This is a genomic window from Nucisporomicrobium flavum (genome assembly GCF_016464385.1).
Classification (GTDB): Bacteria; Actinomycetota; Actinomycetes; order Mycobacteriales; family Micromonosporaceae; genus Actinoplanes; species Actinoplanes flavus_A.
In genome coordinates, this window is record NZ_JADMLH010000019.1 from 42,456 (window position 1) to 64,173 (window position 21,718).

Genomic DNA, 21,718 nt, shown 5'->3' on the forward strand with positions numbered 1-21,718 from the left:
GTCACAGTTTCTCGAGGCGGTCGGCCCAGTCGCCGCCGTACGGCAGCAGGTCCAGCACGCGGGTGTCGTCGTCGAGGCGGTCGATGCGGACCGCCAGGTATTCGTCGTTCAGCTGCTCGACAAGCCCGGCGCCCCACTCGACGACGGTGACCGCCTCCTCGGCGGACGCGTCCAGGTCGAGGTCGTCGATCTCGGCGCGCGGGTCGGCGGCGTCCCCCAGCCGGTACGCGTCCGCGTGCACCAGCGGCACCGTGCCACCCCGCGCCGGGTCGGGCCGGTGCACCCGGGCGATGACGAACGTCGGCGAGGTGATGTCGCCGAGCACCCCCAGCCCCCCGCCGATGCCCTGCACCAGCGCGGTCTTGCCGGCGCCGAGCGGGCCGGTGAGCAGCAACAGGTCGCCGGCGCGCAGCAGCCCGGCGAGGCGCCGGCCGAAGTCGCGCGTGTCGTCCACGGTGGCGAGCCGGATCCCGGTGGTCGTCACGAGACCTTCTTCAGGAAGGCGATCAGGGCCTCGTTGACCTCGTCGGCCTTCTCCAGCATCACCACGTGCCCGGTGTTCTCCACCTTCAGCAGCTCGGCCTCCGGGAGGTGCCGGAGGATCTCCTCCGAGTGGGTCACCGGCGTGAGGTAGTCCTTCGTGCCGACCACGACCAGCACCGGCACGCCCCGCAGCGCGGACAGCGCCGGGAAGCGGTTGTGCGTGTACAGCGTGCGCAGATACCGGGTGAGCGTCTCGACCGACGTCCGGGAGTTCATGTGCTCCACGAACGTGACCAACGACGGGCTGGGCCGGGCGTCGCCGAAGCCGTACCGGCGGGTGAGCAGCCAGGCGAGGTCCGACGAGGCGACCCGCGCCCGGTCGATCGAGGCACCGCCGATCCGGGCGGCGCCGCCCCACAGCGGGAAGAACGGCGCGCTGGCCCGGGCGACCAGGGACTGCACGCCGATCCTGGTTTTGTCGACCAGCCCGGCGGAGGTCGACATGAGCACCACGCCGGTGACCCGGTTGCCGAACCACTCCGGATACTGCTCGGCGAACGCCATGATCGTCATGCCGCCCATCGAGTGCCCGACCAGGATGATCTCGCCCTCGGGCACGGTCTCGTCCAGCACGGCGGCGAGCGACTTCCCGAGCGCGGCCAGGTCGTAGTCGCCGGACTCGAGGCGCCCGGACCGGCCGTGACCGGGCTGGTCGTAGAAGACGAGCCGGTATTCGCCCAGCTCCGTCAGCGCCTGCCGCTGGAAGTAGAACGTGCCCATGTCCAGTGCGAACCCGTGCACGAACACGACCGTCGGCTTGCCGGGCCGCTCCGGCTCCACGATCTCGACGTGCAGGTCGGTGCCGTCCGCGGCGGTCACGGTGAGCTCGCTGTCGTACGGCTGGTCGCCGAAGCCCTCGTCGGCGTACGGATCGCCGGGCGCGGCCTGTGACCGGCGCACCAGAGCCCGCTCGACGGCGAACGCGGTGGCCAGCCCGGCAGCGGCGACACCGATGACGGCGCCGGCGATGCCGACCTGCTTGGCCCGCCGGTGCGGACCCGACAGGACCGCCCGCGACGAGGACCGCCCGTGCGCCTTACCGTGACTCATCCGCCCTCCCCGGCGTTCCATCAGACCTGCCCGGAACCGTCGGCTCCTCGGGAGCCCGGATCGTCGCTCCCCCCGGAGCCCGGGACCGAACCGTCGTAGACCCGGGGGATCCGGGAGCCTCCGAACCGCGTCACGATCTCGTAGTTGATCGTCCCGATCGCGTCGGCCCAGTCGGTGGCCGTCGGCTCGCCGTGATCGCCCGGGCCGAAGAGCGTCGCCACGTCGCCGGCCGCCACCGGGTCGTCGCCGCAGTCCAGCACGAACTGGTCCATGCAGACCCGGCCGGCGATCGTCCGCACGGCGTCACCGAGCAGCACCGGCCCGACGTTGGACGCGTGCCGCGGCACCCCGTCGCCGTAGCCGAGCGGCACCAGCGCCAGCGTCGCCTCGCGTGACGTGTGGTACGCGTGCCCGTACGAGACGCCCTGGCCGGCCGGGACGCGCTTGGTCTGGGTGATCCGGGCGCGGGCGGTCATCGCCGGGCGCAGGCGGACCGGCGGCGGACCGGGCAACGGGCAGAGACCGTAGATGGCCACGCCGGGACGCACCAGGTCGTAGTGCGCGTCGGGCCGGGTGAGGGTGGCCGCCGAGTTGGCGATGTGCCGGTAGCGCGGCTCGATGCCGTAACGCTCGGCGGTGGCCAGCCCTTCGGCGAAGACGGCGAGCTGATGGTCGATCGTCTCGTGACCGGGGGCGTCCGCGTACACGAAGTGGCTCCAGATGCCGACCACCTCGAGCTCGCCGTCGGCCTGGGCCTTGGCCGCGGCCTCGAGCAACGCCGGCCAGTCGGCCGGGGTGGCGCCGCCGCGGGCCAGCCCGGTGTCGAGCTTGAGGTGCGCGCGCACCGGACGCTGGGCACGGCGGGCGGCGGTGACCAGCTCGCCGAGCTGGCCGAGGCTGCCCGCGTTGAGGTCCACGCCGGCCTCGGCACCCTCGTGCAGCGGCATCCCGGGCGCGTTCAGCCAGGCCAGCACGGGAACGGTCAGCCCGGCCCGGCGCAGCGTCAGGGCCTCGTCGAGGGTGGCCACCCCCAGCCACGTCGCGCCACCGGCGAGCGCCGCGCGGGCGGCCGGCAGCATGCCGTGCCCGTACCCGTCCGCCTTGACGACCGCCATGATCTCAGCGGTCGTGCCGGCGCGCAGCGTCGCCACATTGTCCCGGATCGCGTCCAGATCGATCCGGACCTCGGCCTGCCACATGCCCCTCAGCCTACTGACCGCCTGTGACAGAACCGCCGTCACAGCAGGTCGGCGAGGACGGGCCGCAGCGCCGCGGCGACGTCCGCCGACGTCGCCGGACCGTCGAGGCCGGCGCGGCGCCCGGCGAGGCCGTGCACGTACGCGGCAGCCACGGCCGCCCGTTCCGCCGGCAGCCCCGCGGCGAGCAACGAACCCAGCAGCCCCGCCAGCACGTCACCGGAACCGGCTGTCGCGAGGTGGGCGCTCCCCGTCGGATTGGCCCACACCTCGCCGCTCGGGGTCGCCACGATGGTCCGGTCGCCCTTGAGCAGCACGACCGCGTTGATCCACGCGGCCAGGCGGCAGGCGGCCCCGGCCCGGTCCGCGCCGGGCGCCTCACCCGCGAGCCGGGCGAATTCGCGGTCGTGCGGCGTGATCACCAGGGGCGCGTCGCGTCGCAGGTCGGCCGCGTGCTGCCCGTCGACGAGCAGGGTCAGCGCGTCGGCGTCCAGCAGGACGGGCAGCGAGGTGGCGAGGACGCTGCGGAGTTCCGTACGGGCGTCGTCGCTGGTCCCGAGCCCGGACCCGCACACCCACGCCTGCACCCGTCCAGCGTCGGCCACGCGTTTGACCGCAACCACCGACGGGTGCTGGCGGACGACCTCCTGATCGGCGGTGCCCGCGTAGCGGACCATGCCGGTGGGCCCGGCGAGCGCCCCGGAGACCGACAGCAGCGCGGCGCCCGGGTACGTGGCCGAGCCCGTGGCCACCCCGACCACACCGCGCGTGTACTTGTCGGAGGCGACGTTCGGGCGCGGCCACCACGAGGCGACGTCGGCCGCGTCGGGCACGCGTACCGCCGGAGAAGGGTGCAGCGTCGCGCCCAGCCCGATGTCCACCAGGTCGACGTAACCCGCCAGGGCCGCGGCGGGACCGAGCACATGCGCCGGCTTGAGGCACCCGAAGGTGACCGTGACATCGGCGTGCACCGCGTCGCCGGGCACGTCTCCGGTGTCGACCGCGACGCCGCTGGGCACATCCACGGCCACGACAGGGGTACGCGCGCCCGCACGGTTGCGCACCTGCGGCAGCGCGCCGACCAGCGCGGCCGCCGCGGGCCGCAACCCGCCGCTCGCGCCGATGCCCACGATGCCGTCCACCACCAGGTCGGCGCGGGCGGGCAGGTCGACGACCGTACGCCCGCCGGCCCGCCGCAGCGCGTCCAGACCCGCCGCGTGCACGTGGTCGGGTTGCATCACAATCGCCTGCACTCCCGCCCCGCGCGCGGCCAGGCGGGCACCCGCGTAGAGCGCGTCACCACCGTTGTCGCCGCTGCCGACCAGCAGGACGACCGTCGCGCCGTACACCCCGCCGGTCTCCTGCAGCAGCAGCGCGCACCGACGGGCCAGACCGGCGGCGGCGCGCTGCATCAGGGTGCCGTCCGGCAGAGCCGCCATCAGCGCCTTCTCGGCCGACCGTACGTCGCTCACCCGCCATGCCTGCCGCATTCGCAATCCCGCCTTTGCGTGATTTCAGGCCTCGGCGACGACCATGGCCGAGGCGATGCCGCCGTCGTGGGACAGCGACAGGTGCCACCGGTGGATGCCACGCTCGGCGGCCACCGCGGCGACCGTACCGGAGACGGTCAGCCAGGGACGCCCGTCCGGATCCGAGACGATCTCGCAGTCGTGCCAGCGCAGCCCGGCAGGCGCGCCGAGAGCCTTCGCGACGGCCTCCTTCGCGGCGAACCGGGCGGCCAGCGACTCCGCCGAGCGCGGGTTTCCGGACGTCGTCATCCGCTCCCCGTCGGTGAAGAGCCGGTCGCCCAGCAGCGGCGTCCGGTCCAGCGCACGGGCGAACCGCTCGACCAGCACCACGTCGATCCCGACAGAGACGATCACACGCCCAACCCTAGCGAAACCCGTTGTCCACAGCCCGGCGTCATCCACAGGCCGGCCCGTTGTCCACAGGCCGGGTCTTTCATCCACAGGCCGGTCCCGCCGACGGCCGGGTTTCCCTAACGTCGTCGCCCCGAGTCCTTCACCTTCCGGAGGTTGCCCATGACGCCCGATCTCGAGATCGACGCCGAGGCCGCACGCCGCTGGGCCGCGGCGCTGCACGACGCGGGCGGCCGCCTGCATGCCGGCCCGATGCCGCCGGCCCCGGGCCCACGATGGTCCAGCACCGATGCGGGTACGGCCGCAGTCGCAGCGGCGCGCCGCTTCCTGATGGCGCTGACCGACGACATCATCGCCACGGGCCGAGCTGTCGTCACGACGGTCGACGACTACGAGACCACCGACGATCGCGCCGCAGCCCGGCTCCGGCGGATCAAATGACAACGCTCGGGGCGACCGACCGGGGTCCGGGCTCGGTGGGGCTCGCCTCCGCAGCCCACGGGCCGGAGGCGGGTGCGCATACGGCGACCGACCCGGGTCCGGGATCAGCGGGGCTCACCCACACCGCCCATGGGCCGGGCTCGGCTGCGCTCGCGGCGACCAATCCCGGTGGGTGGCGGGATGCGGCCGGTGATTGGCGGGCCTGGGCAGCGACGGCGGGTCGCTGGGTGGCGGAGCTGCGCACCTGCGCGGCCGGCCTGCGCACTGCCTGGAGGGGCGCCGCCGCGGACGCCCTCGCCGCCCGGATCGGCGGCCTGCTGCGCCGGCTCGACCTGTTCCGGCTCGGCTGCTGGGCCGCTGATCAGGCCCTCAGCGAGTTCGCCGCCGCGATAGCGCGGGCGAAGCCGGGCAGCGACGTTGCGGCCGCCACCGGCGCCGACCAGGCGACAGCCCGGATCCTGGACGGGCTGTTCGAGACGGCCGCGTGCCCACCGGGCGGCGATCCGCCCGCCTGCACCGCCGGTCCCGCCGAGGTGGCCCGCTGGTGGGCCGCCCTGTCCCCGGCCCAGCAAGAGTGGATGTGCGCGGCTCGGCCCGGCTGGGTCGGCTCTTTGGACGGCGTGCCGGCCGCCGCCCGTGACCGCGCCAACCGCCTGGTGATCGACGGCCTGCCGCTCGAGGGCGCACTGCCCGGCCGGCTCGCCGACGGGGACGGCCCGCGGGCGTACCTGCTCGAGGTCGATCCGGCGGGCGACGGGCGGGCGGTGGTCGCGCTCGGCGACCCGGACCGGGCCACCGGCATCGTCACGCAGGTGCCGGGCATGACCGCCGACCTCGCGTCGTACGGCGGCGAACTGGCCCGCGCCGAGCGGATCGCGGTCCGGGCGGCCGAGCTGGCACCCGAGCGGTCGACAAGCGCGATCATGTGGCTCGGCTACGACGCTCCGGACTTCCTCGGCGAGGCGGCCGGCCGGTCCTCCGCGAACTCGGGCGCCCCGGCGTTACGCCGGTTCCAGGCCGGCCTGCGCGCCAGCCACGAGGGCAGGCCGGCCCGGCAGACCGTCGTCGGGCACAGTTACGGCTCGCTCGTGGTCGGCACCGCCGCGGCCGAGCCCGGCTTCGACGCCGACAGCCTCGTCTTCGTCGGCTCCCCGGGCGTCGGCGTGGATTCCGCCAAGGACCTGCACGCACCGCCCGGTGAGGTGTGGGCGTCCACCTCGCGCTCCGACGTCATCCAGTACGCGGCCGTCTCGCCGAGGAGCATCGTGGAGGACCTCGTCGCCAGTCAGGCCCGGCCGGCCGGGGCGTTGCTCGCCTTCGGCCGGCCGGAGAACGACCTGTACTTCGGCACCAACCCGGCCGACCCGTCGTTCGGGGCCCGCCGCTTCGTCAGCAGTCCCGGGGGCGGGCACCTCGGCTACTGGGACGAGGGCGGACCGGCACTCGACGCGCTCGCCGGCATCGCGTTGGGGAGGGGCGATGTCACTCCACGGTGACGGACTTGGCCAGGTTGCGCGGCTGGTCGACGTCGTGGCCCCGGGCCGCCGCGATCTCGCACGCCAGGATCTGCAGCGGCACGGTGGTCATCAGCGGCGCCAGCAGGGTGGGCGTACGCGGCACGGGGATCAGGTGATCGGCGTACGCGGCCACGGCGTCGTCGCCCTCCTCGGCGATGACGATCGTGCGGGCGCCCCGGGCGCGGACCTCCTGGATGTTCGAGACGACCTTGTCGCGCAGCACGCCACGGCCGGCCGGCGAAGGTACGACGCAGACGACCGGCGTGCCCTCGTCGATGAGCGCGATCGGGCCGTGCTTCAGCTCGCCGGCCGCGAAGCCCTCGGCGTGCATGTACGCGAGCTCCTTGAGCTTCAACGCGCCCTCGAGCGCCACCGGGAAGCCGACGTGGCGGCCGATGAACAGCACCGTCGACGCCGTCTTGAGGTCCCGTGCGAGCGCACGCACGTCCTCCATCTGGTTGAGCAGCGTCCGCAGGTCGTCCGGGGTGCGCTGGAGGCGGGACACCACGGCGGCGACCTCGTCGGCGTACATGACGCCGCGGATCTGCGCGAGGTGCAGGCCGATCAGGTAGCAGGCGACCAGCTGGGTGAGGAACGCCTTGGTCGAGGCCACCGCGATCTCCGGCCCGCCGTGGGTGTAGAGCACCGCGTCGGACTCGCGCGGGATCGTGGAGCCGTTGGTGTTGCAGATGGCGAGCACGCGCGCCTTCTGCTCCTTGGCGTGCCGCAGCGCCATCAGCGTGTCCATCGTCTCGCCGGACTGGCTGATCGCGATCACCAGCGTCGACCGGTCCAGCACCGGGTCGCGGTAGCGGAACTCGCTGGCGAGCTCCACCTCGCACGGGATGCGGGTCCAGTGCTCGATGGCGTATTTGGCGACCATGCCGGAGTGGTACGCCGTACCGCACGCGATGATGAAGACCTTGTCGACGTCGCGCAGGTCCTGGTCGGTCAGGCGCACCTCGTCGAGGACGATCTCGCCGCGCTCGGAGAGACGGCCGAGCAGGGTGTCCGCGATGGCCTGCGGCTGCTCCGCGATCTCCTTGAGCATGAAGTAGTCGTAGCCGCCCTTCTCCGCGGCCGAGGCGTCCCAGTCGATGTGGAACTCCTTGCCCGTGGCGGACGCGCCGGCGAAGTCGGTGATCTCGATGGCGCCCGGCGTGATCAGCACGACCTGGTCCTGCCCGAGCTCGATCGCCTCGCGGGTGTGCTCGATGAACGCGGACACGTCGCTGGCGAGGAAATTCTCCCCGTCTCCCCGCCCGACGACCAGCGGCGAGTTGCGGCGGGCGGCCACCACGGCGTCCGGCACGTCGACGTCGATCGCCAGCAGCGTGAAGGCGCCCTCGAGCCGCCGTACGGCCCAGCGCATGCCCTCGGCGAGCAGCTGCGGGCCCTCGACGTCGCCGGCCTCCCGCAGCGCGCGGATCTCGGCGGCGAGCAGGTGCGCCGCGCACTCGGTGTCGGTGTCGCTGACGAACTCGACGCCGGTGGCCTCGAGCTCGGCGCGCAGCCGGGAGAAGTTCTCGATGATGCCGTTGTGGATCACCGCCACCCGCCCGTCCCCGGACAGGTGCGGGTGCGCGTTGCGGTCCGTCGGCCCGCCGTGGGTGGCCCACCGCGTGTGCCCGATGGCGGTCGAGCCGGTGGCGATCCCGTCGCCCACCCGCTCCGCCAGCGCCTTCTCGAGGTTGGCCAGCTTGCCCGCCCGCTTCTCCGTCAGGACGGCGGCGCCGTCGATGACCGCGACACCGGCGGAGTCATAGCCGCGGTACTCCAACCGGCGGAGCCCGTCCAGAACGATCTGCAGTGCCGGCCGATTGCCGACGTATCCCACGATCCCACACATGTGGGGCAGCGTAGCGGACTATCGCTCACGACTGCTGCGCAAGAAGCATACTTTCGCGCATCGTACGTGAGCGAAAGGGCCGTTCGGCCGGGTGGAGGCCACCTCCCGGCCAGGTCACGGGCGTATGCGACACGACCGGGTGATCCGTCTCTGGCGGCGAAGGCGTACCGTCGGGCCGACGCCTCCCCGGGAGACACCATTGAGTTACCCACCGCCACCGGACCCCACGCGCCCGCTCCCGCCCGAGGAGCCCGCCTCGGGGCAGCCCTGGTCCGCGCAGTCGGGCGACCCGCTCGCGGCGCAGCCCCCGCAGCCGCCGGCCACCCCGCAGTTCCAGCCCGGGTACGCGCCCCTGCCCACGGCCGACAGCCAGACAAGCGCCCCGCCGGACGGCTACCCGCCGACGTCGCAGTTCCCGGCCGTGCAGGACGCCTATCCCCCACCGCCGGGCAGCTACGGCACCCAGCCGCCGGGAGGCTACGACTCGTCCCAGCCCAGCTACGGCACGCCGTCCCAGCCCGGTTACGGCACGCCGCCGCCGGCCGGCTACGGGCCGCCTCAGCCCGGTTACGGCAGCGAGCAGCCGAGTTACGGTCCGCCCGGGTACGGACCACCGCCGGGATACGGCGCCCCGCCGCCCCGGCCGCCGAAGCGCAGCAACACGCCGCTGGTGGCCGTACTGATCGCGGTCACGCTCCTGCTCTGTGCGGGCGGCGTGACCTCCGCGGTGCTGCTGGTCAACCGGGCCACCGACAAGGCCAAGGAGGCCATCGACTCGCTGCCCACCGCGGTGCCGACCGAGGACGTGCCGGACCTTCCCGACGACCTCCCCACCGATCTGCCGACGCTGCCCACCCTCCCGACGGACCTGCCGACCGGCATCCCGAACGCCCCGGGCAAGGGCGCCGCGATGAAGGTCGAGTACGAGATCACCGGCGACGGGCCGGTCGAGATCGTCTACATGGAGGAGCTGGGCAAGGATCCCAAGCGGGTCCGCAACGCCTCCCTGCCGTGGCGCAAGAAGGTGACGCTGCACGGCGCGGCGCTGATCTCCGTCGTGGCGGTGCGTGGCAGCACCACGGAGGGCACGATCTCCTGCCGGGCCACGGTCGACGGGAAAGAGGTCGCCCAGAAGACCAGGACGGGCACCTTCATCACGACCAGCTGCAGCAAGGTGTTCTTCTAGCGGAGCCACGTAGGCTGGCGGGCGTGACGTCGTCGATCTCGGCGGACCCGCTCGTCGGCCGCATGCGCCCGTTCGGCACCACCATCTTCACCGAGATGTCCGCGCTGGCCGCGCGGACCGGCTCGGTGAACCTGGGGCAGGGCTTCCCCGACACCGACGGCCCGCCGGAGATGCTCGCCGCCGCCGCGGAGGCCCTGCGCTCCGGCGCCAACCAGTACCCTCCGCTGCCCGGCATCCCGGCGCTGCGCCGAGCGATCGCCGCCCACGAGGAACGCTTCTGGGGGCTGGGCCGCGACCCGGACACCGAGGTCGTGGTCACCGCCGGCGCCACCGAGGCCGTCGCCGCCGCGATCCTCGCGCTGTGTGAGGCCGGGGACGAGGTGGTGTGCTTCGAGCCGTACTACGACTCGTACGCGGCGTCCATCGCCCTCGCCGGCGCGGTCCGACGCCCGGTGACGCTGCGGCCGGGTTCCGACGGGCGCTACGGCCTCGACGAGGGCGAGCTGCGCGCCGCGTTCGGGCCGCGGACCCGCATGGTCCTGCTGAACTCGCCGCACAATCCCACCGGCAAGGTCTTCACCACGGACGAACTCGCGCTCATCGCGCGGCTCTGCCAGGAGCATGACGTGTACGCCGTGACCGACGAGGTCTACGAGCATCTCGTGTTCACCGACGCCGCCACGCCGCACGTACCGCTGGCGTCCCTGCCGGGCATGCGGGAGCGCACCTTGCGCATCTCGTCGGCCGGCAAGACGTTCTCGTGCACGGGCTGGAAGGTCGGCTGGGCGACCGGCCCCGCGCACCTCGTCTCGGCGGTGACGCGGGTGAAGCAGTTCCTCACGTTCGTCAACGCGGGCCCGTTGCAGCCGGCCGTCGCCGTGGCGCTCGCCCTGCCGGACTCGTACTTCGCGACGTTCCGCGACGGGCTCCAGGCACGCCGGGACCGGCTGGTGTCGGGGCTGACCGCTGCCGGCTTCGCCGTCCTGCCGTCGGAGGGCACGTACTTCGTCACCGCCGACATCACGCCGCTGGGCGGGACGGACGGGGTCGCGTTCTGCCGTACGCTCCCGGAGCGCTGCGGCGTGGTGGCCGTGCCGACGCAGGTCTTCTACGACCACCAGGAGTACGGGCGCCACCTCATCCGCTTCGCCTTCTGCAAGCGCGAGGACGTCATCGACGAGGCCGCCCGCCGCCTGAGCACCCTGGCCTGAGGGAAAGCGGGCCCGGCCCGGCGCGCCGAAGCGGAAGCGCCCCGGCCTAGACCGCCGAAGCGGAAGCGGCCCGGCCCGGCGCGCCGAAGCGCCCCGGCCCGGCAGGCCGGGGCGCACACCTCGATCAGGCGGGGCTGGCCGCCCGCACCTCGTCGGCGACGCGCTCAGCGACCGTACGGGCCTGCTCCTCGGTCTCGGCCTCGACCATGACCCGGACCAGGTGTTCCGTGCCGGACGGGCGCAGCAGCACCCGGCCCGTCTCGCCCAGCTCGTTCTCGGCCAGCGCCACCGCCGCCTGGACGGTCGGGGCCTGCGCGCCCGCCTCGCGGTCCTTCACCGGCACGTTGATCAGCACCTGCGGGAGCTTGTGCACCACCGCGGCCAGGTCGGCCAGGGACTTGCCGGTGGCGGCGATCGTGGCCATCAGGTGCAGGCCGGTGAGGACGCCGTCGCCGGTCGTGGCGTACGCCGGCATCACGATGTGGCCGCTCTGCTCGCCCCCGAGGGCGTAGCGGTTGGCGGCGAGCTCCTCCAGCACGTACCGGTCGCCGACCTTGGTCTCGACCAGCCGGATGCCGGCCTGCTTCATCGCGAGCCGCAGGCCCAGGTTGCTCATCACCGTCGCCACCAGCGTGCCGTCGGTGAGCGTGCCCGCGTCCCGCATGGCCAGGGCCAGGATCGCCATGATCTGGTCGCCGTCGACGACGTCGCCGGCGGCGGTGACCGCCAGGCACCGGTCCGCGTCACCGTCGTGGGCCAGCCCGAGATCGGCGCCCTCGCGGAGGACCGTCTCGCGGACCGCCTCGAGGTGGGTGGAACCGCAGTTGTCGTTGATGTTGAGCCCGTCCGGCTCGGCGTGGATGGCGATGACCTCCGCGCCGGCCTGCTCGTACGCGGACGGGCCGACGTCGCTGGCCGCGCCGTTCGCACAGTCGACGACCACCTTGATGCCGGTGAGGCTGTGCGGTGTCGAGCCCACGAGGTGCTTCACGTAGTGCTCGGCGCCGTCGAGGAGGTCGTGGACGCGGCCGACGCCGGCGCCGGTGGGCCGCCCGACCAGCCCGTGCCCGTCGGCGACCGCCGCCTCGATCCGCTGTTCGAGCTCGTCGGGAAGTTTGAGGCCGCCGGGGGCGAACAGCTTGATGCCGTTGTCGGGCATCGGGTTGTGCGAGGCCGACAGCATGACGCCGAGGTCTGCCTGTGCCTGCCCCACGAGGTACGCCACGGCCGGCGTGGGCAGCACACCGACCCGTACGACGTTGGCCCCGGCACTGGTCAGCCCCGCGACGACCGCGGCCTCCAGCATCTCGCCGCTGGCCCGCGGGTCACGGCCCACGATGGCGAGCGGCTGATGGCTCCGATCGCTCTCGATGAGGACCCGGGCGGCCGCTACCGCGACCGAGAGGGCCAGTTCCGGCGTGAGGAGGTCGCCGTTGGCGAGCCCGCGTACGCCGTCCGTGCCGAAGAGTCGCCCCATGGAGCCGTTCCTTTCGCCGGTCCTGTCCCTGTCCAGTAAAGGCGGACCGGTGCGTTGTTCGGGGAAGGAAACGGGAAACGGCCGGGCGCGCCTCCAGCGAAGGGGCGCACCCGGCCGTCCCGGTCAGACGTGGTGCAAGGCGAGCGCTGCGATCAGCGCTTCGAGTACTGCGGAGCCTTACGGGCCTTCTTGAGGCCGTACTTCTTGCTTTCCTTGACCCGCGCGTCACGGGTGAGGAAGCCGGCCTTCTTGAGCGCCGGGCGGTCGTCGCCGTCGTTCGCGATGAGCGCGCGGGCGATGCCGAGGCGCAGGGCGCCGGCCTGGCCGGTGATGCCGCCGCCGCGGAGGTTGGCGATCACGTCGAACTGCTCGGCCTTCTCGGCGGTGCTCAGCGGCTCGCGGATGAGCTGCTGGTGCACCTTGCTCGGGAAGTAGGCCTCGAGGTCGCGGCCGTTGCAGGTGATCTTGCCGGTGCCGGGGATGAGACGCACCCGGACGATGGCCTCCTTGCGGCGGCCCACGGTCTGGATCGGACGGTCACCCGGGCGCGGCGCGCGCACGGCCGGCGCGGGCGCCTCGACGACCACCACGGTCTCCGCGGGGGTCTCCTCCGCGGGCGCCTCGACGGTCTCGACGACCTCGGGCTCGACGATGTCGGACATGCTGTTTCCTTCGCCCGCGCTCACTGCGCGATCTGCTTGATTTCGAACGGCACCGGCTGCTGAGCGGCGTGCGGGTGCTCGGCGCCGGGGTAGACCTTCAGCTTCTTGAGGATCTGGCGGGCGAGCTTGTTGTGCGGGAGCATGCCCTTGACGGCCAGCTCCACCGCGTGCTCGGGCCGCTTGGTGAGCAGCTCCTCGTAGCCGACCTGCTTGAGGCCACCCGGGTAGCCCGAGTGCCGGTAGGCGACCTTGGTCTGCCGCTTGTTGCCGGTCAGCGCGACCTTGCCCGCGTTGATGATCACCACGAAGTCGCCGGTGTCGACGTGCGGGGCGAACGTCGGCTTGTGCTTCCCACGCAGGAGGGTGGCGGCGTGGGTGGCCAGGCGGCCCAGAACGACGTCAGAAGCGTCGATAATGTGCCACTGACGCTCGATCTCACCCGGCTTCGGGCTGTACGTACGCACAGAATTACCTTGTCTCGTCGTCGGTCTGGGGGCGCGCGCTGGTCGTGAGAGCACGAACCTCAAGCGTACCCGAGAGGGAACGCTCGCAGCTGTCGCACAACAGCAGGCAACAATACCCGCCAGCGCGGCGCACGGTCAAAACGGGCTGCGTATGGAACGTCAGTGGCCCGTCAAGGCCGACGGACCGCACAACTTACCGGGCCCAGGATAGGCCGTGACCCATGGCACGCCGACAGCGGGTGACGTGATTCCACCCACGATGGGGACCCGCGGGCATGAATGCCTCTTAGCAGGCTCGAAACATACGGGACGCAGGGCCGAAATTCCCCACCGGCACGCTTCGGTCATGGCAAGCGGTGCGGCCCCGGCGACGCGGCCCGGACGGACGTCCGGAGACGCGCGCCACCGCACGGCCGGCCCAGGTGCGGCCCCGGCGAGCAGGCTCGGACGGAACTCCGGCGACGCTCACCGCCGCACCGGACAGGAACCACCGCCAGGGTTGAGGACGGACCTGGCGGTGCCCGCCGGAACGGGTGACCGCTCCGGCGAAGAAGAGTCGCGGCGTGCGCCGGCCGGAGGTACGGCGGAGAACGTAGGCGTGACATGGGAGCGGGTCGACGCTGAGGACGGCGTGCTCCGGGCGTGCCCTTCGGTGGACCGGCCGGCCACGCCGCGGCTCGAACAACCGTCCGACAACCTGCGCACGGGCGTCGGATGACGGAACGCACGGGGGGCACGCGCAAATCCGTGATCGCGGCGTCGGCGCTCACGGAGCCGACGGCGTCGCTGGCCGGGTACACGATCGGGGTGACCTCGGACCGGCGCCGCGACGAGCTGGCCGGCCTGCTGGAGCACCGCGGCGCCCGGGTCGTGATCGCACCGGCCCTGCGCATCGTGCCGATCGCGGACGACGCGGAGCTGCGCGCCGCGACCCGCCACTGTCTGGCGACGCCACCCGACATCGTGCTGGTCAACACCGGCATCGGGATGCGGGGCTGGATGGAGGCCGCCGAGGGCTGGGGGCTGGCGGAGGCGCTGCGGGGGGTCCTCTCGGGCGCCTACCTGGTGGCCAGGGGGCCCAAAGCGAGGGCGGCGGTCCGCTCCGCAGGCCTGCAGGACCAGTGGTCCCCCGAGGGTGAGGGCTACGAGGAGGTCGTCGACCACCTGACCGCCCGCGGCCTGGCCGGGCTGACCGTGGCGACGCAGCTGCACGGCGAGAGCCAGCCGGAGTACACCGAGGCGCTGCAGGCTGCCGGTGCACGGGTGATCGAGGTGCCGGTGTACCGCTGGGCGCCACCGATCGACCCCGCGCCGCTGCATCGCCTGGTGGATCTCATCGCGGGCCGGCTCGTGGACGCGGTCACGTTCACCTCGGCACCCGCCGTCGCGGCCCTGCTGCGCGCCGCCGGCCCCAGCACCGAGCCGCTGCTGGAGGCGCTGCGCCACCACGTGCTCGCGGCGTGCGTCGGGCCGGTGACCGCGGCTCCGCTGCGCAGGCACGACGTTCCGGTGGTCGCGCCCGCGAGGGCACGCCTGGGCGCACTGGTACGCACCATCGTCGACGAGCTGCCGAAGCGGGCGATGAGCCTCGAGGTGGCCGGCCATACGCTGACGTTGCGGGGCCACGCGGCGATCGTGGACGGCAACCTGAAACCCCTGGCCCCCGCGCCGATGGCGGTGCTGCGAGCGCTCGCCGCCGCGCCGGGGCGGGTGCTGTCCCGGGCGGCGCTGCTGCGGACGCTCCCGCGCGGCGCGGACGAGCACGCGGTGGAGATGGCCGTGGCGCGGCTCCGGGCCGGCCTGGGCGCCCCGGGCGTGATCCAGACCGTGGTGAAGCGCGGGTACCGCCTGCCCACCTGACCCCGCCCGCGGGGGCGGCCTCAGGTGGGCGGACGTCCGCTATCCGACCGGGGTCGGAAAGCCGCGTTCCTGCTCGGCCACCAGCGTGCGCATGGCATGCTCGACGACGCCGACCAGCACCTGCTTGACGGAGTCGCGGTTCCGGGCGTCGCACATGATCAGCGGCACCTGCGGCGCGATGGCCAGCGCCTCGCGTACCTCCTCCGGCTCGTACCGCGGCGCGCCGTCGAAGCAGTTCAGCGCGACGAGGTACGGCAGGTGACGGTTCTCGAAATAGTCGAGCGGCGCGAAGGCGTCGGAGATCCGACGGGTGTCCACCAGGACCGCGGCACCCACGGCTCCCCGGATCAGCTCGTCCCACATGAACCAGAAACGGGTCTGGCCCGGGGTACCGAACAGGTACAGGATCAGGTCGTCGGCCATGGTGATGCGACCGAAGTCCATCGCCACCGTGGTCGTCTCCTTGCCCGGCACCTTGGACGCGTCGTCGATGCCCTGTCCCGCCGAGGTCATCACGGCCTCGGTGGTCAGCGGCTCGATCTCGGAGACCGCGCCCACGAGCGTGGTCTTTCCCACGCCGAAGCCACCAGCGACGACGATCTTCGCGGAGGTGATCTCCTTGGGTTGCGCCCCCGCCCGCTCAGAGCTTGCGAAGTCCACTCAACACCCTTTCCAGCAGATCCATCCGCTCCGTGAACCCTTCCTTGGGAGCGGCGCTGTGCAGCGACAGCATCCCGTCGGCGACCATGTCGGCGACGAGTACCCGGGCGACACCCAGCGGGAGCCGGCTGTAGGCCGCGATCTCGGCCAGCGACTGCGCCCGTGGCTCGCACAGCACGGCTATGCGGTACTTGTCGTGCCCGGCGAACCGGGCTTCCTGAACGGCGGCCTGGCTGGCGACCAGGACCGCCTCGATGGGAATGTCCCGGCGCGGCTCCGTCCGGCCGCGGGTGACCGCATACGGTCGGACCAGGTTGCCGCGGGGGTCGTGCGGCTGTCCCATCGAACGGTCACCTCCTTCGCGAGCTGGACGTAGGGACGTGCGGGATCCTTGCTAGACCTGGTGGGCGACGGCCTCACGCGGCGCCGGCACCAGGGCGGCGCCGACCCGCTCGACGAGCAGCGCCATCTCGTAGCCGACCTGGCCCACGTCACAGCTGCGGGCGGCCAGGACGGCCATCGACGATCCGTCGCTGATGGACATCAGGAAGAGGTATCCGCTGTCCATCTCGATGATCGTCTGTTGCACCGCGCCCGCGTTGAACATGCGGGAGGCGCCGTCGGTCAGGCTGACCACGCCGGAGGTGATCGCGGCGAGCTGGTCGGCACGGTCCGCGGGCAGATCCCGCGACGAGGCCAGCAGCAGGCCGTCGGCGGAGACCGCGACCACGTGCGCGATCCCGGCCACGCTGTCGGCGAAGTTGCTGAGCAGCCAGCCCATGTCCTGCATGGTGGGGGGCCTGGTCACTGTCCGTTCTCCTTCGGAGCAGGGGCGCCCTCGGCAGCTTCCTCACTGCCGGCTGTACGCCCTCGTTGCACGCCTCGGTGGTACGCGGAGAGGAGCCCGCGCACCTCATCCGGGCTGCGCCGTTTCTGGTTTCGGGGAGCGGTCTGCACGCCGCCGGGCACGAGCTGTGCCTGGGGCGTCCGCTTGGGCAGCCCGGAGCGGGTGGTGTCGCTGACGGTGGGTGCCGCCGCCGCCATCGCCCGCTGCCATCCTTCGTCGGCCGCGGTGCGCCAGGCGTCCTCGGCCGACCTGCGAGGCCGGGGTACTGACTGGTTACCGCCGTCCGGACCGGCGTCAGCCGGCCGCGAACCATTCTGCCCCGCCGTGTCGGAACCGGCGGCGACCGGAGCCGGGGACGCCGGAGCGGCGGGGACCGCGGGCGACACCGGGGCGGGCGGAGCCGTGACGGGCCGGGCGGCCGGGGCGGTCGTCCGGGGTGCCGCGCTCGCGGTCTGCGGTGCGGCGGTCGTGGTCGTGGTGCCGGCCGGGGACGACTGGTTCGGCGGCGGCGCGTAGCCCGCGGTCGGCATGCCCCACTCCTCCGTGATCGGCCCGTCGTGACCCTTGAACCAGCTCTGTTGCATCTGCAGGAAGATCGGCGCCGCTTCCGGCCGCTCCTCCTGCTGCGCCGCGGGAGGCGGGGGCGGTGGCGGCATCGCGGCGAGCGCGGCGCCCCAGCCGTTGGGCTCGGGACTCACGGGCCGGTGCGGTGCCGTCGGGGTCACCGGCCGCGACACCTGGGTGTCGGCCGCCGAGCCCTGCATCGTCGGGTACGCCATCGTCGGCGAGCCGGCCACCCCCGAGTCGTACGCCGAGGTCCCCGCCGGCACCGGGTCGACCGGCTGCGTCACCCGGGTGGGCAGCGGCGGACGCTCGTCGGCGCCGCGCTTGGGCAGCGCGGGCCGGTTCGGGGTCGGGAAGCCGTCCCCCTGCTGCGGCCGCTGCGACGGCTGCACCGGAAGCTGAGGGTGGCTCGGGATGTCGGGCTGCCGCGGCGGCGCGGAGATCGTCGGCGGAGCGCTCCGGTCCGCGGCGGGGAAGCTGTCGGAGCGGTGCTGCCACGGCTCGGGCGCGATCGCCGGCAGGGTGGCTGTCGCCGCGCTGCCCCGGCCCAGCGGCATCGGGTCGTTCCAGCCGCCGGGCGTCGGCTCGAGCTGTCGGTTGCCGCGCGAGGGCGGGTCCAGCGGCCGGTTGTTCGGCAGCACCACGATGTGGTTCGGCAGGATCACCTGGGCGACCGTGCCGCCCTCGATGTTGGCGCGCAGCTCGACGCGGATGCCGTACCGGTTGGCGAGCCGGCTCACGACGGCGAGACCCATCAGGCGGAACGCGGCCACGTCGACGTCGGGCGTCTCGGCGAGGCGCCGGTTCAGGCTGTCCATCTGTTCCTCGGACATCCCGAGCCCGCGGTCCTCGACCTGGATCACCACGTAGTCGCGGATCCGGCGGCCGTCCGCCACCACCACGGTGTTCGGCGGCGAGAAGCGGGTCGCGTTGTCGAGCAGCTCGGCGACGAGGCGTACCACGTCGTTGACGGCGACGGCGCTGATCGCGATGTCGGTGTCGACCGTGCCGAACTCGATGCGGTTGTACAGCTCGACCTCGGACTGAGCGGCGCGCAGCGCGTCGACCACCAGGGCGTCCTCGCGGCGCGGGGCGCTGGAGTCGGCGCCGGCGAGGACCAGCAGGTTCTCGTCGTTGCGGCGCATCCGGGTGGCGAGGTGGTCCAGCTCGAAGAGCTGGGCGAGCCGCTTGGGGTCCTCCTCGCCGCGCTCGATCTGGTCGAGCTCGCCGATCATCCGGTCGACCAGGCTCTGCGAGCGCCGGGCCAGGTTGAGGAACATCGCCGAGACGCTGGTCCGCAGGGCGGCCTGCTCGGCGGCGATGCGGACCGCCTCGCGGTGGACCACGTTGAACGCCTGCGCCACCTGGCCGACCTCGTCGCGGTTGCTGAGCCGGATCGGGTCGCGCACCTGGCGCACGATGTCGTCGGCGCCGCCCTCGCCCAGGTTGCGGACGTCGCGCAGCCGGGCGACGGCGTCGGGCAGGTCGCGGTTGGCCACCGCCAGGGCGCCCTCCCGCAGCCGGCGGAGGGAGAGGTTGAGCGAGCGGGCGAGCAGCACGGCCAGGGCCACAGCGATGATCAGCGTGAGCAGCACCAGGGCGGCCTCGATGGCGGCCTGCCGGGTCACCGAGGCGCTCTCGTCGCTCGCCTGCCGCAACGCCTGGCTCTCGAGCCGTTGCTCGGCCCAGCGCATCAGGTCGACCACCGAGCCCATCGACTGGGTGATGTCCTGCGGCGGCACCGCGCTGCCCCGGGTGAGGCGCAGCGCGACCTGGTCGGCCAGGTTCACCGCGTCGCCGGTGACGGTGTTCTCGACGAGCGCCTGCTGCTCGGGGGTGGCCACCAGGGCGAAGCCCTCGAGCGCCTCCTGCTGGCTGGTCTGCGTCGCGGTGAAGACGGACAGCTGCTCGTCGCTGACGTCGCCGGCGATGCGGGCGGCGTACGCGACCGCTTCCTGCTCCGCCGTGCCCGCCTTGGCCCGGGAGAACGCCGAGACCGCGCGGAGGCTGTCGGCGACCTTGCCGGCGCCGGCGTACTGGCTGAGCACCTCGCCGTACCCGACGAGGTCGGTGATGACGACGCCGTAGCGCAGCACGGCCTCGGACACGGCGATCTGGTCGCGGTCCGTGATCTTCTTGCGGGTCGCGTCCATCGTGCGCAGGTGGTCGTCGATCCGGGCGAGCCGGTCCTCCACGGCCGGCGGCGGCTCGTCGAGCGCCCGCCGGTCCGTCGTGTACCTCTGGATCCGCTGATCACTCTGGGCGATGACGGCGTTGTAACCGTCCGGCTTCGAGCCGGGGGTCGCGAGGTACTCGGCGGCCGCCATCCGCTCCTTGTGCAGGTACTGCGTCAGCTCCGACACGTCGGTGGAGAGCCGGGTCAGGTCCTCCACCTGGCTCGCGTCGAGGGCGCGGCCGCCGACGTCGATCAGCCGTACGGTGGCCAGGGCGAGCACGGCCAGCAGCGGCACGAAGAGGATCATGGCCAGCTTCGAGCGGATGCGGGCGTCCCGCAGCCGCGGCAACCGGCCGCGGCGCTCGCGGGTTCCAGCGCCGCCATCCCTGCCGCCGTCGTCACTGCCTGCGGCAGGATCGGCGGCGGAGCCCGCGGGATAGGTCGAGGCCTGGGTCGAAGAACCGGTGCTCACGACATCTCCTCGCTGATCTTCCCCGCATCTCTTCGCCCGCCCGATCGCCGGCGCCCGGGCCCAGCCGTTGGCTGCGGCAAGGCTGGTGCCGCACGCGGCACGGCCGCGATTTCATCAGAGTCGGCAACCCTTTGGGAAGCCCGAGACATCCCGGAAACAGGGCTCACGCGCACCCGGCGATCACCCGAAGGGGTCGACAATCGACGGTGAGTAGGCGTTGACGTGGGCGAATGTAACCGTAACGACGGTCTGTGTCGACACAGTGACGCATGTCCATCAAGATTCCAACCACTATGTGGGATGCCTGTCCCGCGCCCCTGTCGAGGGCACGGCTTGACCACGACTCTTCACGTTGGCAAGGTTTGGCGCGATTGGACGGACGGACTGTCCGTGTTCACGCGGTCCACTCCGGACAACGTTGCGTTCTGCGGGACACCTCATGTCCCGGCACCGCCCTCGAGGAGGCACCCCCAGTGAGGCTCCCCCGTCGCCTGACGGCGTCCGTCGCCGCATCGGCGCTCGTCGTCACCGCCCTCGCGGCCTGCGACTCCGACAGCGAGGCGAGCGGCAAGACCGACGTCGTGATCGGCGCCGACCTGGCCTCCGGCTCCGCCGTGGACGCCGCGTACGCCCGCGCCCTGCAGTTGCGCGTCGAGCAGGTGAACGCGTCCGGACAGCTCGGCAACTACAACCTCGTCCTGCGCATCCAGGACAACAAAGCCGACCCCACGTCCTCGCTGCGCAACATCAGCACCATGGGCGACGACGCGTCGGTGGCCGCGATCGTCTCCGGTGTCTGCAGCGAGTGCGCAGTGGCCGCAGCGAAGACGATCAACGACAAGCGGGTGCCGACCATCGCGCTCGCGCCCGCCGACGAGATCAGCACGCCGGTGGAGAGCCGGCGCTACCTGTTCAAGCTCGGCCCGAACGCAGCCGACAGCGCGGCGGCGCTCACCGCGGAGCTCGTGCGTACGAACACCAAGTCGGTGGCACTGCTCTACTCCGACGACCTGTACGGCAAGGGCGGCCGCAGCCACATGGTCAAGGACCTCGCCAAGGCGAACATCGAGGTGACGAACCAGCTGCCGGTGAAGCCGACCGCCACGGACGTCACCCAGACGGTGGGCACGCTGACCGACACCGAGCCGGACGCGCTGGTGGTCTGGACCGGTGCGGACCAGGCGACGCTCGCCGCCACCAGCGCCAAGGTGGCCAAGTACAAGGGCCGGGTGTACTTCGACGCGGCCGCCGCGGGGGACCTGTTCCTCCCGCAGGAGGCCGCCGCGGCGACGAACAACACGACGATGGTGTTCACCCAGATCCTCGCGATCGACGACGTGATCGCCACGACGCCGGCCAAGGCCGCCCGCAAGCAGTGGTTCCGCGACTACACCTCGCGCTATGGCAGCTACTCGGGCGCCGCGTCGTTCGGCGCCGACGCGATCTCGCTCATCGCCGACGCCGTGGCCAAGGCCGGCACGAACCGGCAGCGGATCCGCGACATCCTGGAGACCTCGCAGACCGACGGCCTCTCCGGCCCGATCCGCCTGACGCCCGACAACCACTCCGGCCTGATGCCGCAGGCGCTCACGCTCCTGGTCGCCCGCAGCGGTCGCTGGCGTCTGCTCAGCTGAGGCTCCGTCGCAGACACGAAAGGCGCCGG

The 21,718-nt window shown here is 72.8% G+C and carries 19 protein-coding genes; 6 read left to right on the forward strand and 13 right to left on the reverse strand.

The genetic code is table 11. From position 1 onward, the window contains the following. Nucleotide 1: 1 nt before the first annotated feature. The 5 genes from tsaE to IT780_RS33195 are packed head-to-tail and all read right to left on the reverse strand — an operon-like array spanning nt 2 to nt 4,672. The gene (gene tsaE, locus IT780_RS33175; protein ID WP_199515790.1) at nt 2-484 is read right to left on the reverse strand and encodes a tRNA (adenosine(37)-N6)-threonylcarbamoyltransferase complex ATPase subunit type 1 TsaE; all 483 of its coding nucleotides are present in this window, start codon (nt 482-484) and stop codon (nt 2-4) included. After that, a complete protein-coding gene (locus IT780_RS33180) occupies nt 481-1,593 on the reverse strand; it encodes an alpha/beta fold hydrolase (RefSeq protein ID WP_199515791.1) in 1,113 nt (370 codons plus the stop codon). Before IT780_RS33180 ends, tsaE begins: the two co-directional genes overlap by 4 nt. 20 nt (nt 1,594-1,613) lie before the next feature. Further along, nucleotides 1,614-2,792, reverse strand: coding sequence for an alanine racemase (gene alr, locus IT780_RS33185; protein WP_199515792.1), 1,179 nt, complete (start codon nt 2,790-2,792; stop codon nt 1,614-1,616). 38 nt (nt 2,793-2,830) lie between these two features. Then, entirely contained in the window at nt 2,831-4,279 is a 1,449-nt protein-coding gene (locus IT780_RS33190; protein WP_199515793.1) for an NAD(P)H-hydrate dehydratase, read from the reverse strand. 24 nt (nt 4,280-4,303) lie between these two features. Next, nucleotides 4,304-4,672, reverse strand: a complete 369-nt coding sequence (locus tag IT780_RS33195) for a holo-ACP synthase (RefSeq protein ID WP_199515794.1) — start codon at nt 4,670-4,672, stop codon at nt 4,304-4,306. A 159-nt stretch (nt 4,673-4,831) separates the two neighbouring features. On the opposite strand from IT780_RS33195, the gene IT780_RS33200 reads away from it, so the two are divergent. Beyond that, the gene (locus IT780_RS33200; RefSeq protein ID WP_199515795.1) at nt 4,832-5,110 is read left to right on the forward strand and encodes a hypothetical protein; all 279 of its coding nucleotides are present in this window, start codon (nt 4,832-4,834) and stop codon (nt 5,108-5,110) included. A 227-nt stretch (nt 5,111-5,337) separates the two neighbouring features. Beyond that, nucleotides 5,338-6,606: an alpha/beta hydrolase gene (locus IT780_RS33205; protein ID WP_307831508.1), complete on the forward strand. Its 1,269-nt coding sequence runs from the start codon at nt 5,338-5,340 to the stop codon at nt 6,604-6,606. On the opposite strand, the gene glmS is transcribed toward IT780_RS33205, so the two are convergent. Continuing rightward, nucleotides 6,593-8,476, reverse strand: coding sequence for a glutamine--fructose-6-phosphate transaminase (isomerizing) (gene glmS, locus IT780_RS33210; protein WP_199515797.1), 1,884 nt, complete (start codon nt 8,474-8,476; stop codon nt 6,593-6,595). The two genes, IT780_RS33205 and glmS, sit on opposite strands and share 14 nt — an antisense overlap. Nucleotides 8,477-8,675: 199 nt before the next feature. Here glmS and IT780_RS33215 point away from each other — a divergent pair, with 199 nt between their 5' ends. Continuing rightward, a complete protein-coding gene (locus IT780_RS33215; RefSeq protein ID WP_199515798.1) occupies nt 8,676-9,662 on the forward strand; it encodes an MmpS family transport accessory protein in 987 nt (328 codons plus the stop codon). A gap of 35 nt (nt 9,663-9,697) precedes the next feature. Further along, nucleotides 9,698-10,873: a pyridoxal phosphate-dependent aminotransferase gene (locus tag IT780_RS33220; protein WP_199515891.1), complete on the forward strand. Its 1,176-nt coding sequence runs from the start codon at nt 9,698-9,700 to the stop codon at nt 10,871-10,873. A gap of 124 nt (nt 10,874-10,997) precedes the next feature. Here the strand turns inward: IT780_RS33220 and glmM are convergent, their stop codons facing one another. The 3 genes from glmM to rplM all read right to left on the reverse strand — a co-directional run bounded on the left by glmM (nt 10,998) and on the right by rplM (nt 13,476). Then, nucleotides 10,998-12,350 carry a phosphoglucosamine mutase gene (glmM, locus tag IT780_RS33225; RefSeq protein WP_199515799.1) on the reverse strand — a complete coding sequence of 451 codons (1,353 nt, stop codon included), beginning with the start codon at nt 12,348-12,350 and terminating at the stop codon, nt 10,998-11,000. Between the two features lie 152 nt (nt 12,351-12,502). Beyond that, on the reverse strand, nt 12,503-13,012 hold the full coding sequence (gene rpsI / locus IT780_RS33230; protein ID WP_233413915.1) for a 30S ribosomal protein S9: 510 nt from the start codon (nt 13,010-13,012) through the stop codon (nt 12,503-12,505). Nucleotides 13,013-13,032: 20 nt separating this feature from the next. Further along, nucleotides 13,033-13,476 (reverse strand): 50S ribosomal protein L13, encoded by a 444-nt coding sequence (rplM, locus tag IT780_RS33235; RefSeq protein ID WP_199515800.1) that lies wholly within the window; start codon nt 13,474-13,476, stop codon nt 13,033-13,035. Nucleotides 13,477-14,190: 714 nt separating this feature from the next. Between rplM and IT780_RS33240 the strand changes: the two genes are divergently transcribed. After that, nucleotides 14,191-15,336: a uroporphyrinogen-III synthase gene (locus tag IT780_RS33240; RefSeq protein ID WP_199515801.1), complete on the forward strand. Its 1,146-nt coding sequence runs from the start codon at nt 14,191-14,193 to the stop codon at nt 15,334-15,336. Between the two features lie 39 nt (nt 15,337-15,375). On the opposite strand, the gene IT780_RS33245 is transcribed toward IT780_RS33240, so the two are convergent. The 4 genes from IT780_RS33245 to IT780_RS33260 are packed head-to-tail and all read right to left on the reverse strand — an operon-like array spanning nt 15,376 to nt 19,932. Continuing rightward, complete coding sequence (locus IT780_RS33245) at nt 15,376-15,996, reverse strand: GTP-binding protein (RefSeq protein ID WP_199515802.1); 621 nt, start codon at nt 15,994-15,996, stop codon at nt 15,376-15,378. Next, nucleotides 15,977-16,339, reverse strand: a complete 363-nt coding sequence (locus IT780_RS33250) for a DUF742 domain-containing protein (protein ID WP_199515803.1) — start codon at nt 16,337-16,339, stop codon at nt 15,977-15,979. Before IT780_RS33250 ends, IT780_RS33245 begins: the two co-directional genes overlap by 20 nt. 51 nt (nt 16,340-16,390) lie before the next feature. Continuing rightward, nucleotides 16,391-16,804 carry a roadblock/LC7 domain-containing protein gene (locus tag IT780_RS33255; RefSeq protein WP_199515804.1) on the reverse strand — a complete coding sequence of 138 codons (414 nt, stop codon included), beginning with the start codon at nt 16,802-16,804 and terminating at the stop codon, nt 16,391-16,393. Continuing rightward, nucleotides 16,801-19,932, reverse strand: coding sequence for a sensor histidine kinase (locus IT780_RS33260; protein ID WP_233413932.1), 3,132 nt, complete (start codon nt 19,930-19,932; stop codon nt 16,801-16,803). Before IT780_RS33260 ends, IT780_RS33255 begins: the two co-directional genes overlap by 4 nt. A 596-nt stretch (nt 19,933-20,528) precedes the next feature. Between IT780_RS33260 and IT780_RS33265 the strand changes: the two genes are divergently transcribed. After that, the gene (locus IT780_RS33265; RefSeq protein ID WP_307831509.1) at nt 20,529-21,689 is read left to right on the forward strand and encodes an ABC transporter substrate-binding protein; all 1,161 of its coding nucleotides are present in this window, start codon (nt 20,529-20,531) and stop codon (nt 21,687-21,689) included. Nucleotides 21,690-21,718 lie beyond the last annotated feature (29 nt).